This is a genomic window from Rhodococcus sp. WWJCD1 (genome assembly GCF_002258735.1).
In the GTDB taxonomy this organism is placed as follows: domain Bacteria; phylum Actinomycetota; class Actinomycetes; order Mycobacteriales; family Mycobacteriaceae; genus Rhodococcoides.
In genome coordinates, this window is sequence record NZ_NOXY01000026.1 from 105124 (window position 1) to 123041 (window position 17918).

At 64.5% G+C, this 17918-nt stretch carries 13 protein-coding genes and 1 tRNA gene; 11 read left to right on the forward strand and 3 right to left on the reverse strand.

Annotated features, from left to right (window positions below; translation table 11 throughout):
- Nucleotides 1-46: 46 nt before the first annotated feature.
- On the forward strand, nt 47-646 hold the full coding sequence (locus CH286_RS18590; RefSeq protein ID WP_032402364.1) for a TetR/AcrR family transcriptional regulator: 600 nt from the start codon (nt 47-49) through the stop codon (nt 644-646).
- A 61-nt stretch (nt 647-707) separates the two neighbouring features.
- Here CH286_RS18590 and CH286_RS18595 read toward each other — a convergent pair.
- A tRNA-Arg gene (locus tag CH286_RS18595) sits at nt 708-780 on the reverse strand.
- Nucleotides 781-925: 145 nt separating this feature from the next.
- On the opposite strand from CH286_RS18595, the gene CH286_RS18600 reads away from it, so the two are divergent.
- Entirely contained in the window at nt 926-2083 is a 1158-nt protein-coding gene (locus CH286_RS18600) for an XdhC family protein (protein ID WP_037177811.1), read from the forward strand.
- A gap of 44 nt (nt 2084-2127) precedes the next feature.
- Nucleotides 2128-4191, forward strand: a complete 2064-nt coding sequence (locus CH286_RS18605; RefSeq protein ID WP_037151078.1) for a cytochrome c oxidase assembly protein — start codon at nt 2128-2130, stop codon at nt 4189-4191.
- A 10-nt stretch (nt 4192-4201) separates the two neighbouring features.
- Here the strand turns inward: CH286_RS18605 and CH286_RS18610 are convergent, their stop codons facing one another.
- On the reverse strand, nt 4202-4627 hold the full coding sequence (locus tag CH286_RS18610; RefSeq protein WP_032402367.1) for a MarR family winged helix-turn-helix transcriptional regulator: 426 nt from the start codon (nt 4625-4627) through the stop codon (nt 4202-4204).
- 98 nt (nt 4628-4725) lie between these two features.
- On the opposite strand from CH286_RS18610, the gene CH286_RS18615 reads away from it, so the two are divergent.
- From CH286_RS18615 to CH286_RS18650, 8 genes are all read left to right on the forward strand, one after another.
- Nucleotides 4726-6522 (forward strand): ABC transporter ATP-binding protein, encoded by a 1797-nt coding sequence (locus CH286_RS18615; protein ID WP_094610058.1) that lies wholly within the window; start codon nt 4726-4728, stop codon nt 6520-6522.
- A gap of 10 nt (nt 6523-6532) precedes the next feature.
- Nucleotides 6533-7165 carry an IMPACT family protein gene (locus CH286_RS18620; RefSeq protein ID WP_170944788.1) on the forward strand — a complete coding sequence of 211 codons (633 nt, stop codon included), beginning with the start codon at nt 6533-6535 and terminating at the stop codon, nt 7163-7165.
- A gap of 169 nt (nt 7166-7334) precedes the next feature.
- The gene (locus CH286_RS18625) at nt 7335-7820 is read left to right on the forward strand and encodes a single-stranded DNA-binding protein (protein ID WP_032402368.1); all 486 of its coding nucleotides are present in this window, start codon (nt 7335-7337) and stop codon (nt 7818-7820) included.
- A gap of 126 nt (nt 7821-7946) precedes the next feature.
- Nucleotides 7947-9626 carry an energy-dependent translational throttle protein EttA gene (gene ettA, locus CH286_RS18630; protein ID WP_032402531.1) on the forward strand — a complete coding sequence of 560 codons (1680 nt, stop codon included), beginning with the start codon at nt 7947-7949 and terminating at the stop codon, nt 9624-9626.
- Nucleotide 9627: 1 nt separating this feature from the next.
- The gene (locus CH286_RS18635; protein ID WP_032402369.1) at nt 9628-10053 is read left to right on the forward strand and encodes an acyl-CoA thioesterase; all 426 of its coding nucleotides are present in this window, start codon (nt 9628-9630) and stop codon (nt 10051-10053) included.
- Nucleotides 10054-10179: 126 nt separating this feature from the next.
- The gene (locus CH286_RS18640; RefSeq protein WP_094610059.1) at nt 10180-15033 is read left to right on the forward strand and encodes an NAD-glutamate dehydrogenase; all 4854 of its coding nucleotides are present in this window, start codon (nt 10180-10182) and stop codon (nt 15031-15033) included.
- Nucleotides 15034-15089: 56 nt separating this feature from the next.
- Nucleotides 15090-15554, forward strand: a complete 465-nt coding sequence (locus CH286_RS18645; protein ID WP_052077516.1) for an acyl-CoA thioesterase — start codon at nt 15090-15092, stop codon at nt 15552-15554.
- Nucleotides 15547-16236, forward strand: coding sequence for a hypothetical protein (locus tag CH286_RS18650; RefSeq protein ID WP_032402371.1), 690 nt, complete (start codon nt 15547-15549; stop codon nt 16234-16236). Before CH286_RS18645 ends, CH286_RS18650 begins: the two co-directional genes overlap by 8 nt.
- On the opposite strand, the gene CH286_RS18655 is transcribed toward CH286_RS18650, so the two are convergent.
- Nucleotides 16233-17816 carry a glycoside hydrolase family 13 protein gene (locus tag CH286_RS18655; RefSeq protein ID WP_094610060.1) on the reverse strand — a complete coding sequence of 528 codons (1584 nt, stop codon included), beginning with the start codon at nt 17814-17816 and terminating at the stop codon, nt 16233-16235. The two genes, CH286_RS18650 and CH286_RS18655, sit on opposite strands and share 4 nt — an antisense overlap.
- Nucleotides 17817-17918 lie beyond the last annotated feature (102 nt).

Below are 17918 nucleotides of genomic sequence, written 5' to 3' on the forward strand. Positions count from 1 at the left end.
AATAAGTTAAGTCATGTGATTGAACATGGCAAACGGAAGGGTGCACATGCACAGCGACGACACACGCGAAGTGATCCTGGTGGCCGCCGAACGGCTGTTCGCCGAGCGTGGCGTGTTCACGGTGTCCAATCGTCAGGTCAGCGAGAGTGCAGGACAGCGGAACAGTTCGGCCGTCGGCTACCACTTCGGGACCAAGGACGACCTGGTACTGGCCATCGTCGAGAAACATGCGCGGCCTATCGAAGAGCGCCGCGTCCGGATGCTGACGGAGGTCGAGGGGTCTACCGATCTTCGTGACTGGGTGTCGTGCCTCGTCCTTCCCTACATCGAGCATCTCGCATCGATCGGTGAGTCCTCGTCCTACGCTCGGTTCAGTGCGCAGGTGATGACGGATCCGACACTGCGCGGACTGGTCTACGAGACCGCACTGGAATCGCCTGCCCTACGTGGGATTCTGGAGGGAGTGCGGAGCTGCGTCGGCGATCTCCCGGAATCGGTGCGCAGGACGCGCGGAGACATGGTGAGGCAGCTGATGGTCCACATGAGCGCTGAGCGAGAGCGAAGCAACCCCCGCGAGTGGACGGGCTTCGGGACGGATCTGGTGGATGCCATGGTCGGGCTGTGGCGCGCGTCGGTCACCCAGTGACTTCGCTGGGATCGGTCGCGGCGAACCGAAAGTGCGATGTGCATTTCGACTGGTCAGAGTGTGCCCCCGGCAGGATTCGAACCTGCGACCAAGGGATTAGAAGGCCCTTGCTCTATCCCCTGAGCTACGGAGGCTGGCACGTACGGGCAAACCCGCTCGAGCACGGTTGACGAGTGTACCTTTCCGTATACGTCGATCGCGCAGGCATGGGTTGGGCGACGGCCGTGGCGGGAAAGCAAAGGTCTCGGAAACGTTCCGAAGCATGTCGAAGGAGGTTCGATGCACGACATCCTCGACGACGCGATGAGCGCATGGAAGTCCGACGACATCGCAGCGGTGGCAACCGTGATCCGCACGTTCGATTCTGCACCGCGTCCCGCCGGAGCGGCCATGCTGGTCGGCGCGGACGGCACGGTTGCCGGGTCGGTGTCGGGCGGCTGCGTCGAAGGCTCGGTCTACGAACTCGCACAGGACGTCCTGCGCACCGGAACTCCGGTTCTCACTCGATACGGAGTGTCCGACGACGATGCTTTTGCCGTCGGGCTCACCTGCGGCGGAACACTCGACGTCTTCGTCGAAGTGTTCTCCCGGCAGACGTTCCCGGAACTCGACTCGGTCGTGGCGGACGTGCGCGACAACATTCCCGTCGCGGTGGCGACCGTGGTGTCGCACACCGATCCGGAACGCATCGGCCGAAGGATGGTCGTCGGAGAGGAGGGCACCCGTGGCTCGCTCGGCAGTGCGCGGGCCGACGCAGCCATCGCTGACGACGCGAAAGGGCTTCTGGCATCCGGACGTTCGGCCGTCCTGACGTACGGTCCCGACGGTCAGCGACGAGGTGAGGGCATGGAGGTGTTCGTGTCCAGCCATGCACCGCCGCCCCGAATGCTGGTGTTCGGGGCCATCGATTTCGCCGCCGCGGTGGCGCAGCAGGGCGTTTTCCTCGGCTACCGCGTCACCGTCTGCGATGCGCGTGCAGTCTTCGCCACCCCGCAGCGATTTCCCGCCGCCGAACAGGTCGTCGTCGCCTGGCCGCACGACTACCTGACGGAGCAGTGGTCGGCGGGGGAGTTGGACGCGCGCACTGTTGTCTGTGTGCTCACCCACGACCCCAAGTTCGATGTGCCACTGCTCGAGGTCGCGTTGCGCCTGCCGAGCCTGGCTTTCGTCGGTGCGATGGGCTCACGCCGTACTCATGACGACCGCATGGCTCGGTTGCGCGCAGCGGGGCTGACCGAGTCCGAACTCTCCCGGCTGGCCAGTCCGATCGGTCTCGATCTCGGTGCACGTACGCCTCAGGAGACCGCGGTATCGATCGCGGCGGAGATCATCGCACGCCGCTGGGGCGGCACCGGGGAACCGCTGCGGGCCCGACACGGTCGCATTCATCACGACGCGATCGAGGACGGGCGCGGGGGTAAGTACGACGCTGTGTAGGACTCGCCTTTCGAGTATCGCCGATCACCTCCTACTCTGGTGGTATGGCAACACCGGATCTCGAGAAGACCGAACCCTCGACCGCTGAACTCTCGGCGGACGATGTGCGGACCGACGGGGAACCGCGTTCGGCCACCACAACGGTGTTCGTCACTGCCGGCGTCATCGCCGGTGTGGTGGCCGCCCTCATCGTGATGCTCTCCGCGTCCGATGCATTGGTGTTGCTCGGAATCCCGGACCCGGGCCCGGCCACCACCTACGGTCTGCCTGCTCTGCGGGCGATCGGCGAGATCGCGGCCGTCATCGCCATCGGGTCCTTCCTGCTGGCAGCGTTTCTGGTGCCGCCGCAGAAGAACGGCGTCCTCGATGTCGACGGCTACCGGGCGGTGCGCACCGGCTCGGTCGCATCCATCGTCTGGGCTGTGTGCTCGCTTCTCCTCGTGCCCCTGACGTTGTCCGACACCTCAGGCCAGCCGTTCACAGAGGCCATCAAGCCGGCGAACCTGTGGATCGCGCTCGATCAAGTCGAGATTGCCAGTGCGTGGCGTTGGACGGCGATCATGGCCGTGGTGCTGGCGATCTTCTCGCGCACGGTGTTGCGGTGGTCCTGGACCCCCGCGCTGCTCGGGTTCTCCCTTGCGACGCTGCTCCCGATCGCCTTGAGCGGCCACTCGTCGGCGGGCGGGTCGCACGATGTCGCGACCAACAGCCTGATCCTGCACCTCGGTGCTGCATCACTGTGGGCAGGCGGGCTGTTCGCGTTGCTGGCGCACGTACGCAGGGGAGGCGCGCACTCCGACGTCGCGGCGCGCCGGTTCTCCACCATCGCCGGCATCTGCTTCGTCGTCATGGGTATCAGCGGCGTCATCAACGCGCTGGTTCGGGTCTCGATCGCCGACCTGTTCACCACCACCTACGGCTTGTTGATCGTGGGGAAGATCGTCGCGTTGATCGTGCTCGGCGGATTCGGATGGATGCAGCGTCGTCGGGCGCTGCCCGCGCTGGTCGCCGACCCCACTGCACGCGGACCGCTGCTTCGATTCGCCGGGGCCGAGGTGCTCGTTCTCGCCGCGACCATCGGCCTGGCCGTCGGGCTCGGGCGCACACCTCCGCCGGCCGAGATCGATCCCAACCTCACACCCGCGGAGGCGGCACTCGGATACGACCTGAGCGGACCGCCCACGTTCGCACGGATGGCCTTCGACTGGCGCTTCGACCTCATCTTCGGCACCGCCGCAATCGTGATGGCCGTGGTGTACCTGATCGGCGTTCGTCGTCTGCGGCTGCGCGGAGACGCGTGGCCGGTGGGACGAACCGTCGCCTGGATCCTCGGCTGCCTCACGTTGCTGATCAGCACGTCCTCGGGAATCGGTCGCTACTCCACCGCGGTGTTCAGCGTGCACATGACCGGACACATGATGCTCTCGATGCTGGCACCTGTCCTCCTCGCGCTCGGCGGGGCACTGACGTTGGCGTTGCGAGTCCTGCCCGCAGCAGGCAAGGACGGTGTCCCCGGAATGCGCGAGTGGTTGCTGCTCGGCCTGCACAGTCGCATTTCGCAGTTCGTGACTCACCCACTCGTGGCGGCGTTGATCTTCGTCGGCGGCTTCTACGTGCTGTACCTCGGCGGGATATTCGGAGCCGTGCTGGACAGTCACGGCGCGCACCTGCTGATGAATCTGCACTTCGTACTCAGCGGCTACCTGTTCTACTGGACGGTCATCGGCGTCGATCCGTCGCCGCGCAAGATCGCGCCGGTCACGAAGCTGGCGGTCGTGTTCGGATCACTGCCGTTCCACGCGTTCTTCGGGGTGGCCCTGATGAGCATGAACACCGTCATGGGTGCCTGGTTCTATCGGACCCTCGGACTGGATTGGAACTCCGACCTGCTCGGAGATCAGAAGCTCGGCGGCGGGATCGCCTGGGCAACCGGCGAAGTTCCGCTGGTGCTTGTCATGTTGGCGCTGCTGATCCAGTGGTCTCGGAGCGATGACAGAGATGCCAGGCGCGGCGACCGCGCCGCCGAGCGGGATCACGACGCCGAATTGGCGGCCCACAATGCGATGTTCGCCGAGCTCGCCCGACGAGATCAGACGGGCGGACGCTGACCGAACGGGGTCAGTCGCTCTCGGCAATTTTGCCGAGTAGTCGATTCAGCTCGACGCGTTCGGCCGACTCGAGGCCGTCGAACATCTCGGACGACACCTGACGACGCGCGTCGTCGATCCGGTCCAGCAGTGCGCGACCGGTATCGGTCAGCGTCACCAGCACGGCCCGCCGATCACTCGGATCCGGCTGCCGCATCACCAGCTGCGCCGCTTCGAGCGAGTCGACGATGTCGGTGGCCGATCGCGCCACGATGCGGAGGTGTTCGGCGAGATCGCGCAGACGCATCGATTCCGGCTCGCGGGCCAGGACGTGCAGAGCCCGGCTCTGTGAGGGATTGAGTCCGAATGGTTCGAGCGCACTCATATGGCTGCGCCGGATGCGCCGGGCGACAGCCATGAAACTTTCGCTCAGATTGGTCGAATGTCCGGGATCCATGGAACGGATCATAGCGAGGGTTGCTCGCAACCTCATAGTGAGGTAACCTCTGCATACTGCTTCAGTGACCCTGCTCGTCAACTTCCCCGGAGGTCTACTTGGAAAGCCGACCCGAACGTTCTCTTCCCGCATCCGATCCAGCACCCGTCAGTCGAGTCCTGGCTCTGTTCACGCCCTATCGGCGCAAGATCGCCATCGTCAGTGCGATCATCGTGGCCAGTGCGATCATCGCGCTCGCCTCTCCCTTACTCCTTCGCGAACTCCTCGATCATGCGATCCCCGACCGTGACGTCACTCTCGTCACTCTCATCGCGCTCGGCATGATCGCAGTTGCAGTCGCCACCAACACCCTCGGCGTCGTACAGACCTGGATGTCCAACGGCGTCGGCCAGCAACTCATGCACGACCTCCGCGTACAGGTCTACTCGCACCTGCAGCGGCAGTCCCTCGGATTCTTCGCTCGCACGCGCACCGGTGAGGTGCAATCGCGTATCGCCAACGACATCGGCGGTATGCAATCGGTCGTCACCAACACCGCGACGTCCATCGCTCAGAACGCGACCACCGTCGTCGCGACGGTGATCGCACTCTTCCTGCTCGACTGGAAGCTCGCGACCTTTTCGTTGATCATCCTGCCCGTTTTCGTTCGGGTCGCCCGCCGCATCGGCGACGAGCGTCGCAAAATTTCGACAAAGCGGCAGAAGCTGCTCAGCGACCTCTCGGTGCAGATCGAGGAATCCCTCTCTGTCAGCGGCATTCTGCTGGGTAAGACCACGGGTTCCGCACAGGTGCTGACCCAGAAGTTCGCCGATCGATCCCACGAAGTGGCCGGCGTCGAGCTCGCAGCGATGATGGCAGGAAAGTGGCGGATGGCCACCATCCAGATCAGCTTCGCGGTCATGCCTGCCCTGGTGTACTGGTTCGCCGGCATCACCATCGGCCAGGGGAGCGCGTTGACGATCGGAACTCTGGTCGCCTTCACCGCTCTGCAAACTCAATTGTTCCGGCCCACCATGCAATTGCTCAACACCGGAGTCGAGGTGCAGGCCTCGCTCGCCCTGTTCGGGCGGGTGTTCGAGTACCTCGATCTGCCGATCGACGTAGCCGAGCCGGCGCATCCGGTGGCGCTGCCCCGTGAGGCCGTGCACGGCGACGTCGCCTTCAGCGGCGTCGATTTCACCTATGCCGCGGCGACAGCTCCGACCTTGAGCGACATCGACCTCGAGGTCCCGGCCGGAAGCACTCTCGCCCTGGTCGGTGCCACCGGATCGGGCAAGACGACACTGGGCTATCTCGTTGCGCGACTGCATGATCCGACGTCCGGATCGGTGACCATCGACGGCATCGATCTGCGGGAGATGGCGTCGGAGAACATCGCCGACCTGGTCGGCGTCGTCTCACAGGAGACATACCTGTTCCACGCCACCATCAGGGAGAATCTGCGGTTCGCCAAACCCGATGCCTCCGACGAGGAGATTTTCGCGGCCGCCCGAACGGCGCAGATCCACGATTTCATCGATGGACTCGACGACGGCTACGACACGATGGTCGGTGAGCGCGGATACCGGTTCTCGGGTGGCGAGAAGCAGCGGATCGCGATCGCGCGCACCGTCTTGCGGAACCCGCCGATTCTGGTGCTCGACGAAGCGACCAGTGCCCTCGACAACCGCACCGAACGTGCAGTGCAAACAGCTCTCGACGGTCTGATGGACGGTCGAACGACCATCCTCATCGCGCATCGACTGTCGACGGTGCGTTCCGCGGATCGCATCGCAGTACTCGATCACGGGGTCGTGCGTGAAGTCGGAAGCCACGAGTCCCTGTTGGAGCAGGGCGGCATGTACGCCCAATTGGTTCGAGCCGCAGACGATGTCGTGGACAGTGTGGCTGCATGAGTGAGACCCGGTGATCCCACTGCGGACCATCGCGGGGCGCGTCGAGTGCGAGATCGAGATCAAGAAATCTCGCTTCGTCGCGGTCGTAGATCGTGCTGCCACCGAAGCAGACGCGCGAGTGCTGATCGAACGCGCCCGCAAGGCCGATCCTGCTGCTGGGCATCACTGTTCGGCGTTCGTTGTCGACGCGTCGTCCACCGATCAACGCATCGAGCGGTCCAACGACGACGGTGAACCCGGTGGCACGGCAGGGATGCCGATGCTCGAGGTGCTGCGTGGACACCACCTGACGAACGTCGTCGCAGTGGTCAGCAGATATTTCGGTGGAACCAAGCTCGGCACCGGTGGTCTGGCCCGCGCCTATTCCGGCGCGGTGACCGAGGCGCTGATCGGCGCGGCATTTCTCATCCGGGAGCGACGCGAGATACTGACCCTCGAACTCGATCACGCCGAGGTCGGTCGAGTCGAATCGGAACTTCGCGGGCACGGAGTGCTCGTGGTGGGGACTTCCTATGCAGCCCGCGCGGTCCTGACCGTCGCGGCCGCGGACGCCGATTCGGTTGCGACACTTGTTGCTTCGCTCACAGCTGGACGCGTGGCCCCGGTACGCAGCGGGCACATGTACGTGGAAATTCCGGACTAGCACAGCGAACCGACATTCTGGGGTCCGACGAGCCCCGATCCGGGCCGTTCATCCACAGGGCACGCGTCTGTCCACATTTTGCGAACACGTTCACCACGGACGTCCTGCGCGTAGCAGTCTCGAATTCGATCGCAATCACGCGATACTCCAATCGAGAGGGCAGAGAACCATGTACGAAGCACAATGCGCCGTGGTCGGCACAGTCATCACCAACCCCGTCAAGCGGTCGACACCCACCGGCGACGAAGTCCTCAGCTTTCGGATGGCCAGCAACGCTCGGCGTCAGGACCGCAACACGGGTGAATGGACCGACGGCGGAACCCTCTACCTGACGGTCACGTGCTGGCGCCGTCTGGTGCGCGGCGTCGGGGCCTCGCTGATGAAGGGCGATCCGATCATCGCCTACGGACAGTTGCGAACCAACGAATACACCAATCGGGACGGAGTCGAGCGCGCCGATCTCGAGATGAGCGCCAGCGCGGTCGGACCGGACCTCGCGCGGTGCAACGTCTCGATCCATCGGACCAAAGCAGTGGTGCCCGAGGCGGCGACGGACGGAGATCCGGGAGCGGCGGAACCCCTCGACCGCGATGGGGAGTCGATGGCGGACCGCGAATCGATCGACGAGGACGTTCGAGAGTCGGTACCTGCCTGAACGACTGCCGGCATCCGCCGTCCACGCTGCAACGGAAGCTGCGATCGAGTGTGGACGGCGGATGCGGGCTCGGCACGTTCTCGGGCGATGGTGTTCGGACGCGCTCGCACCGATAAGCTGGGCCTCATGGCTGAATTCATTTACACCATGAAGAAGGTGCGCAAGGCGCACGGCGACAAAGTCATCCTCGACGACGTGACGATGAGCTTCTATCCGGGAGCGAAGATCGGCGTCGTCGGCCCCAACGGCGCCGGTAAGTCCAGCATCCTCAAGATCATGGCGGGAATCGATCAGCCCGGAAACGGTGAGGCGTTCCTCGCTCCCGGTGCATCGGTCGGCATCCTCATGCAGGAGCCGGTTCTCGACGACACCAAGACCGTTCGCGAGAACGTCGAGGACGGTCTCGGCGAAACGATGGTCCAGCTCAAGCGCTACAACGAGATCGCCGAGCTGATGGCCACCGACTACTCCGACGAACTGATGGAGGAGATGGGCGAGCTGCAGGAGAAGCTCGACCACGCCGATGCCTGGGAGATCGACTCTCAGCTCGAGCAGGCGATGGACGCACTCCGCTGCCCGCCGCCCGAGTCACCCGTCACCAACCTCTCCGGTGGCGAGAAGCGCCGTGTGGCGCTGTGCAAGTTGCTCCTGAGCAAGCCCGACCTGCTGCTGCTCGACGAGCCGACCAACCACCTCGACGCCGAAAGCGTGCTGTGGCTAGAGCAGCACTTGGCCGCCTACGCCGGGGCCATTCTCGCCGTGACCCACGATCGGTACTTCCTCGATCACGTCGCGCAGTGGATCGCCGAGGTCGACCGCGGCCACCTGTACCCGTACGAGGGCAACTACTCCACCTACTTGGAGAAGAAGGCCGAGCGTCTCGAGGTTTCGGGCAAGAAGGACCAGAAGCTGCAGAAGAGGCTCAAGGACGAACTGGCCTGGGTTCGCTCCGGTGCCAAGGCTCGTCAAGCCAAGAGCAAGTCTCGTCTGGCTCGCTACGACGAGATGGTGGCCGAGGCGGAGAAGACCAGGAAGCTCGACTTCGACGAGATCCAGATACCGAACCCGCCGCGCCTGGGCGACGTCGTGGTCGAGGTCAAGAGCCTCGACAAGGGCTTCGACGGCCGCGTGCTGATCAAGGATCTGTCGTTCACGTTGCCCCGCAACGGCATCGTCGGCGTCATCGGCCCCAACGGTGTCGGTAAGACGACGCTGTTCAAGACCATCGTCGGGCTCGAGGAGCCGGACGGCGGAGAGGTGAAGATCGGTCAGACCGTCAAGCTCAGCTACGTCGACCAGAACCGCTCGGGCATCGACTCGAAGAAGACGGTCTGGGAAACGGTCTCCGACGGACTGGACTTCATCACCGTCGGCAGCTCCGAGTTTCCGTCCCGCGCGTACATCAGCTCGTTCGGATTCAAGGGCCACGATCAGCAGAAGCCTGCCGGAGTGCTCTCCGGTGGTGAGCGGAACCGTCTGAACCTGGCGATGACGCTCAAGCAGGGCGGCAACCTGATCCTGCTCGACGAGCCGACCAACGACCTCGACGTCGAAACGCTCGGATCGCTCGAGAACGCGCTCGAGGAATTCCCCGGTTGTGCCGTGGTCATCTCGCACGATCGCTGGTTCCTCGACCGCACCTGCACGCACATCCTGGCGTGGGAAGGTGGCTTCGGCGACAACGAGGCAGCGTGGTACTGGTACGAGGGCAACTTCGAGGGCTACGAGGCCAACAAGGTCGAGCGTCTCGGGCCCGACGCGGCGCGTCCGCATCGCGTCACACACCGAAAGCTGACCAGGGACTGACATGTCGGGAAAGACCTTCACCTGCACTCTTCAGGTGCGGTGGGGAGATTCCGATCGCCTCGGCCACGTCAACAACACCAGGTTCGTCGAATACCTCCAGGAAGGCCGCGTTCAGTTCCTGAACGCGGTCTTGGGAGGTTCGGGGCCACGGGGCGCAGCGGTGGTTCGTAAGCTCACCACCGATTTTCTGCATCCGATACTCGACGACTCGGGACCGTTGACGATCGAACTGTGGGTCACTCGGATCGGGAACACCTCGTACGGCGTCGAGCATGTGGTCACCGACCGCGATGGAACGGTCTGCGCGAGGGCGGAGGCGCTGATGGTCGCCTTCGATCTCGCAACCTCCTCGTCTCGTGCTCTGAGCGAGGACGAGCGACGTCTCCTCACGGAGTATCTCGTCGCCGGAATCGAGTCCCCGGAATAGTTCGCCGCGCTGGGTCTGCAAGGTCACTGCGGTAATCGAGTCATCGACACTAAGGTCGAGGAGTCATCGACGACCGGCGATCGGCGGGCGTCGGGAAAAATCCTCACGAGGGAGTACTCGAACACCATGCCGCGCTCGCTGGACCTGACCGACAACGCCTGGGCCGACGGGCTCGACGACCGACTTCTGAGCGAGCTGGAGAAGCTGCGCGCCGAGTACTTCGAGCACGTGGACACCACCGCCGTCGGGGCGTCTGCACACGCGCCCGACATCACGTCGTTCCGCCGGCACGTCCGGCTCGCGGCCCAGCGTCGGCCGGAGACGGCGAACGTGGCCGTTCACCGACCGAGTGAGTCGGGTTCGGCAGCGCAGCAGGCCGCCGGAAGCTACCTGCAGATCGTCACGGACGACATGCCGCTCCTCGTCGAATCGATCATTTCGCTTCTTGCCCGTCTCGGCATCGAGTACACCGACGTTGTCCACCCGATTCTGTCGGTCGTTCGCGAGGCCGACGGCGTGCTGACGGGCCTGAACTCGAGCGGATCGCACGAGTCCTGGATCCACGTTCAGCTCCATCCCTCCACCTCCGAAGATGCGGTTGCCCGGCTCGAGTCGGAGGCGAGCCGCGTACTCGCCGACGTTCGACAGGTCGTCGGCGACACCGATCGAATGCGTCGAGTACAGGCAGAGGTCGCCGATCGCCTGGACGAGGTTGCTCAGCGGGCCGACGCTGCGGATTCCGACGCTTCCGATACCGGCAGTGCCGTGGAACATCGCGACGCAGCAGCGTTGCTGCGCTGGCTCGGCGACGGCCACTACACGCTGCTCGGCTACCGGCGGTACCGCATCGATCAGGTCGACGGCGACCGGACAGCGACCGGCGACGAGTCGAGCAGCCTCGGGGTCCTACGCGACTCGGTGCACCACGTGGACGGCCCCGAACATGTGGGACAGCGCGATCTGGTGACGTTGACCCAAGGAGCAAGCCCGGCCACGGTGCATCGTGCCGTCTACCCCTACTTCGTGAGTGTTCTCGACGACGACGATTCCGCCGAACATCGCTTTGTCGGCGTCTTCACCGTGACTGCGCTGCACGAGAACGTACTCGATATTCCGGTCATCGAGCGGCGGGTGCGCTCGGTGATCTCCCGCGCAGGCCACGATCTCGGATCGTTCTCGGGTCAGGCCATGCTCGAAGTGCTGCAATCGATGCCGCGCTCGGAACTGTTCGCCACCACGGCGTCGTGGCTGTTCGAGACGGCGAGTGCCGTGCTTGCGCTCGGCCGTCGGCGCAAGGTCAAGCTGTTCGTCCGGCCCGACGCCAGCGGCTCGTTCGTCTCCGCCCTGGTGTATCTGCCGCGAGATCGGTACACCACCCGTGTCCGCCTGGCCATCCAGGATCGATTGCTCCGCGAACTCGGCGGAACTTCGCTCGATTACACGGCGCGCGTGACGGAATCGGATCTGGCACTGTTGCACGTCACCGTGCGTCGGGCACCCGGGACTGCGGCGACCGAACTGTCGGCCGAGGACATCACCCGGATCGAGACGGCTCTCACCGAGACCACCAGAACCTGGGAAGATTCGCTCGGCGACGCCGTCTCCCTCGACCGTACGGTCGATCCACTGCGGATTCAGCGGTACACCGATGCGTTCCCGGAGGCCTACAAGCAGGACTTCAGTCCGGCAAGGGCCGTGACCGACATTGCTCGCCTCGAAGCGCTCGGCGACGAGTCGATCGATATGCAGCTCTATCGCAACGAGCAGTCCGCGGTGGGGAGCTGGCGTTTCTCGCTGTACATCGGTGGCGCGGGCGTCTCGTTGTCTCAGGTGTTGCCCATCCTGCAGAGCCTCGGTGTCGAGGTGGACGACGAACGTCCGTACCCGGTGGTGCGACCGGACGGAATGTCCTGCTGGATTTACGATTTCGGGCTGTCTGCTTCGCGAGAGATGCTGCGTTCGGCAATCGACGGCGACATCGACGCAGAGCTGTCCGAAGCGGGTACCGCCGATCGTGAGAGCCGAGTTCAGCACCGCTTCACCGATGCATTCGCAGCAGTGTGGAGCGGTCAGGCCGAGGCAGACCGGTTCAACGAACTGGTGATGCGTGCCGGCCTGCACTGGCGGCAGGCAGTGGTGTTGCGTGCGTACGCGAAGTACTTGCGCCAGGCCGGTTTTCCCTACAGTCAGTTCAACATCGAAGGTGTACTGCTGACGCATCCGCGCACGGCGCGGTTGCTCGTCGGTCTGTTCGAGGCGCAGTTCGACCCCGAGGTGAGCTCGGAGGAGAACGCGCAGGCGATCGGCACCCAGCTGGGGGAGCTGATCGACCAGGTCGTCAGCCTCGACGCCGACCGCATTCTGCGCAGCATGTTCGAGCTGATCCGCGCGACACTACGCACCAACTATTTCGTGATGGGAGCCGACGGCGGCCGTCGTCAGTACCTCTCGCTCAAGTTCGACCCGCAGTCGATCGCCGAATTGCCCAAGCCGAAGCCGAAATTCGAGATCTTCGTCTACTCGCCCCGCGTCGAGGGAGTGCACCTACGGTTCGGTGCCGTGGCCCGCGGCGGCCTGCGCTGGTCGGATCGACGTGAGGACTTCCGCACGGAGATTCTCGGGCTGGCGAAAGCGCAAATGGTCAAGAACGCCGTCATCGTCCCGGTCGGTGCCAAGGGCGGATTCGTCGTCAAACGTCCGCCGGTGGTCACCGGTGATGCCGATCGAGATCGCCAGGCATACGCCGAGGAAGGCAAGGCCTGCTATCGGTTGTTCATCGCCGGGCTGCTCGACATCACCGACAATCTCGATCGTGCAACAGGTTCGGTGTCGGTACCCGAGGGCGTCGTGCGCCGAGACGGAGACGACACCTACCTCGTCGTCGCCGCAGACAAGGGCACCGCGACGTTCTCCGACATGGCCAACGACGTTGCCGCGCAATACGGCTTCTGGCTCGGCGACGCCTTTGCCTCCGGTGGGTCGGCGGGCTACGACCACAAGGCCATGGGTATCACGGCCAAGGGCGCGTGGGAAAGCGTCAAGCGACACTTCCGTGAGCTCGGAATCGACACGCAGAGTCAGGATTTCACCGTCGTCGGTGTCGGTGACATGAGTGGGGACGTGTTCGGTAACGGCATGCTGTTGAGCCGACACATTCGCCTGCTCGCCGCCTTCGATCATCGGCACATCTTTCTCGATCCCAACCCGGAGCGGGAGTCGTCGTTCGCCGAGCGAGAGCGTCTCTTCGCGCTGCCGAGGTCGTCGTGGGCGGACTACGACACGTCGCTGATCAGCGAGGGCGGCGGAGTGTGGGAGCGGACGCGCAAGTCGGTTCCCATCAGCGCGGCAGCACGTACGGCGCTCGGGCTGGGGGACTCGGTCGAGTCGTTGTCTCCGCCGGAATTGGTGAACGCAATCCTGAAGGCTCCCGCCGATCTGCTGTGGAACGGCGGAATCGGCACCTACATCAAGGCATCCACCGAGACCAACGCCGAGGTGGGCGACAAGGCCAACGACGCGGTTCGCGTCGACGGGAGCGATGTACGAGCGGCCGTCGTGGGGGAGGGTGGCAACCTCGGTGCCACCGCACTGGGGCGTATCGAATACGCCGCAGCCGGCGGCAAGATCAACACCGACGCCGTCGACAACTCCGCGGGCGTCGACTGCTCCGACCACGAGGTCAACATCAAGATCCTGCTGGAGACAGCCATCACCAACGGGAACCTGGCACGTGAGGACAGGGACGAGTTGCTCGCGTCCATGACCGACGAGGTGGGTCGACTGGTGTTGTGGGACAACATCATGCAGAACGAGCTGCTCGGCACGTCCAGGTTCGATGCGCCCAGTCTCGTCACCGTGCACAGTCGAGTGATCGAGGATCTGGAAGTACGTCGGGGACTCGACCGTGAGCTCGAGGCCCTGCCGATCGAGGCCGATCTACGACGACGAAAGCAGGACGGTCGAGGACTGACGTCGCCGGAACTCGCCACCTTGATGGCGCATGTGAAACTGGCGTTGGAAGCGGAGCTGCTCGACAGCGAGCTCCCCGACAGCGACGTCTTCGCTCCGCGGTTGCCCAAGTACTTCCCCGAACCACTGCGGGAGCCGTACGCCGAGTCGATCAAGGCGCATCCGCTCCGGCGTCAGCTGGTGGCGACGACACTGGCGAACGAGGCCATCGATTGCGGCGGAATCACGTTTCCCTACAGGCTGACCGAGGATTCCGGTGCGGCGGGCACCGACGCCATTCGGGCGTTCGCCGCCGCCACCGAGATTTTCGGACTCGACGAGGTGTGGAATTCCATCCGTGCCGCGGATGTGCCGACCGCAGTCTCGGCCGAATTGCTGCTCGAATCGCGTCGCATGCTCGACCGTGTGTCGCGCTGGCTGCTCGCCAACCGCCCACAGCCTCTGGCTGTCGGAGCGGAGATCAGTCGGTACGCCGGTCAGGTTCGGGCCCTGCAACCGTCGGTGTCCACGTGGATCTCCGGGCACCAGGCCAGTGATCTGGACGCGCGGTCGGCAGCCGCGATCGAACGAGGTGCACCGGCCGGGCTGGCCCGGCGCATCTACGGCCTGCTCGACGTGTACTGCCTACTCGACATCATCGATATCGCGGACATCGTCGATCGAGACGGAGCCGAGGTAGCCGAGCTCTACTTCGCTCTCGATGCGCACATCGGAATCGACTGGCTGCTGTCGGCCGTCTCCAAACTGGCCCGCGGAGATCGTTGGCACTCGTTGGCGCGCTTGGCTCTTCGCGACGACCTGTATTCCTCGCTGAGAGGAATCACGCAGGCGGTGCTGGCCGGCGGGGAACCGGACGAGTCGGTGGCAGAAAAGATCGCGGAATGGGAATCGACCAATTCCTCCCGCCTGGCGAGGTCGCGTGCTGCGTTGACCGAGATCGCCGAGTCGGGAACCCTGGACTTGGCAACGCTGTCGGTTGCCGCCCGCCAGGTCCGCAACATGATGCCCTGACCCGAATCCGGAGCAAGGGAATCCGCGACACTCGACCGAGAAGAGGAAACGACCACGTGAGTGTGCCCGACGACCATCTGTCCGACAAACGACCTGCAACCGAGCGAGTGGGCTTTCATGCCGCCGTGGACGTGCGGTGGTCGGATATGGATGTCTACCAACACATCAACCATGCCCGGATGGTGACGCTTCTCGAAGAGGCGCGCATCCCATGGCTGTTGGTGGACGGCAGGCCGACGGCAAATCTGCGCCACGGAGCAGTGATTGCGGATCTGCACGTGAAGTATCGAGGCCAGCTTCGGCACGAGGACGGACCACTGGATGTCTTCATGTGGATCGATGCGGTCCGTGCAGTGGACTTCGTCGTGGGATACGAGGTGCGGGCGCGGGGTGCATCGCTGGATACTCCGGCGGCCGTGGTGGCCTCGACGCAGATCGCAGCCTTCGATATCGATGCACAGCGGCTGCGCCGGCTCACCTCGGAAGAGCGTGCGTTTCTGGTGAGCTGGCAGCGTGTATGAGCGCGTACTGACCGTTCCCGAAGCGGTCGATCGTGAGAATCTGGCGACGTTCTGCACCAAGGCATTGCGACTGGACGAGGCGGCGGTGATCCGCATGCGAACGCGTGCGGGCGGGGGCGTGTCCTGTTGGGCGATCACCGGATTCGATGCCCTGGCGGCGCGAGTGGTCACCGGTACCGTGGTGCCCGACGATACGTGCGCGGGTGCCGACGTGTTGGCTGCCGCGCTGCCGCACGCGGATGACGGCGTGGTGGACCCGGGATTCTCGATGGACTCCGCATGGCGTGGAGCACTGCCCCCGGACGGCGGATTCGAGCACCTCGACGATGTGCCTGCCCGGGTGCTGGTCGGGCTTGCGCAACGCGGCGCGGCACTGGCGAAGGAGCACGGTAGCAGCCACGGCCCGCCGAGTTCGCTGCTCGAACAGGAGGTGCTGCACGTGGCCGGCGACGTCGACGAAGTGTCGATCTCGATGCGCACCGTATTTGCCTTGACGGCAATGGGATTCGTGCCCCACAGTGGCAGTGACCCCATGACGATCGACGTCGATCCGGATCGGATCGCCGCCGACGAGGTGGTTCGGGTACGCGTATCCACAGTGTGGTTACGCCTCGATGCCCGCTACGGTTCGGTGTACGTTCGCCGCGCCGGCCACCAGCTGTCGCTGACGGTGGAGCGCTAGACGAGCCAGGCTGCGGCGTTCGCGTCGAGTCGGCCGTTCACCAGTGGGGCACTGGCAAGGAGTAACTCGCCAGGGGGCAGGGGGATCGGCTCGTCGGATGCGTTCAGGGCGCAGATGAGTCCTCCGCGTCGACGGAACGCCAGGCAGCCGGGGGGCGCTCCGTACCAATCGATTCCGGCACCGGTGAATTCCGGACGCAGAGCTCGGAGCTCGAAGGCCGTGCGGTACAGGCTCAGCATGGAATCGACGTCTTCGAGTTGCGCCTCGGCGGTGTGTCCGTCCCACTCCCCGGGCATCGGTAGCCAGGTGCGGTCGGTGGAAGAGAACCCGAACGGGGGTTCGTGTCCTTCCCAGGGCATCGGCACCCGGCAGCCGTCGCGTCCCCGTTCGGCGTGCCCGGAGCGCTCCCACACCGGGTCCTGGAGCGCGCTGTCGGGCAGTTGCACGTTGGGCAGCCCGAGTTCGGCACCGTTGTAGACGAAGATCGTTCCGGGAAGAGCTAATTCGACCAGAATCATGGCGCGGGCGCGGGTGCGGCCGACGTCCCCGCCGCCGTACCTGGTGACCTCACGTTCGACGTCGTGGTTGGACAGCGTCCACGTCGGAGTGCCGTCGACGAGCTCGACGGCGGCGAGTGAGTTGGAGATGGCGTCACGGATGGTCTCGGCGTCGAAATCGACACTGGCCAAACGGAAATTGAACCCCAGGTGCAGCTCGTCCGGCCTGATGTACTCGGAGAACCGAACATTGTCCTGTACCCAGATCTCGCCGACGGTGACCGTTCCGGGAAACTCGTCCATGACCGTTCTGATGCGCCGGTGGAGGTCGTGGACGCGGGGATTGTTGAACCGAGGATCGTCGTCGTCGTTCTTCATCAGCGCGTTCAGTTCGAGACTCATGTCGGCCAGGTCTGCTGGCTTGGCCATGCCGTGTGCCACGTCGAGTCGGAATCCGTCCACGCCGCGGTTGAGCCAGAACCTCAATGTGCGCGCGAAATCCTCGAACACTTCGGGGTTGTCCCAGTTCAGATCCGGTTGCTCGGGCGCGAAGATGTGCAGGTACCACTGCCCGGGGGTGCCGTCGGGTTCGGTGATGCGGGTCCACGCCGGGCCGCCGAAGATGCTCGGCCAGTTGTTCGGCGGTTGTGAACCGTCGTCACCGCGGCCGTCGCGAAAGATGTAGCGGGCACGCTCGGCGCTTCCGCGTGGTGCCGTCAGAGCCGACCGGAACCACGGGTGCTCGACGCTGGTGTGGTTGGGCACCAGGTCCATCGTGACCTTGATGTCGCGAGCATGCGCCTCGTCGACCAGTGCATCGAAGATCTCGAGATTTCCGAACAGTGGGTCGATGTCGCGGGGATCGGACACGTCGTATCCGTGATCGGCCATCGGTGATCGGGTGATGGGGCCGATCCAGACGGCGTCGATCCCCAGCAATTCGAGGTAGCCGAGCTTGTCCCGAATACCGTCGAGGTCACCGACCCCGTCGCCGTTGGAGTCCGCGAAAGACCGGGGATAGATCTGGTAGAAGACGGCGTCCTGCCACCACAACAACTCGGAGCTCTCGATCGGATCGGTCACAAGTGGCAATAGTGCCAAACGACCGGCCGCGTAACGATTCAGGGGCGCTGGGGTCGATCGGACCGATCATTCCCGGTCAACGTCGAGTAAAGCTTTGTGCTC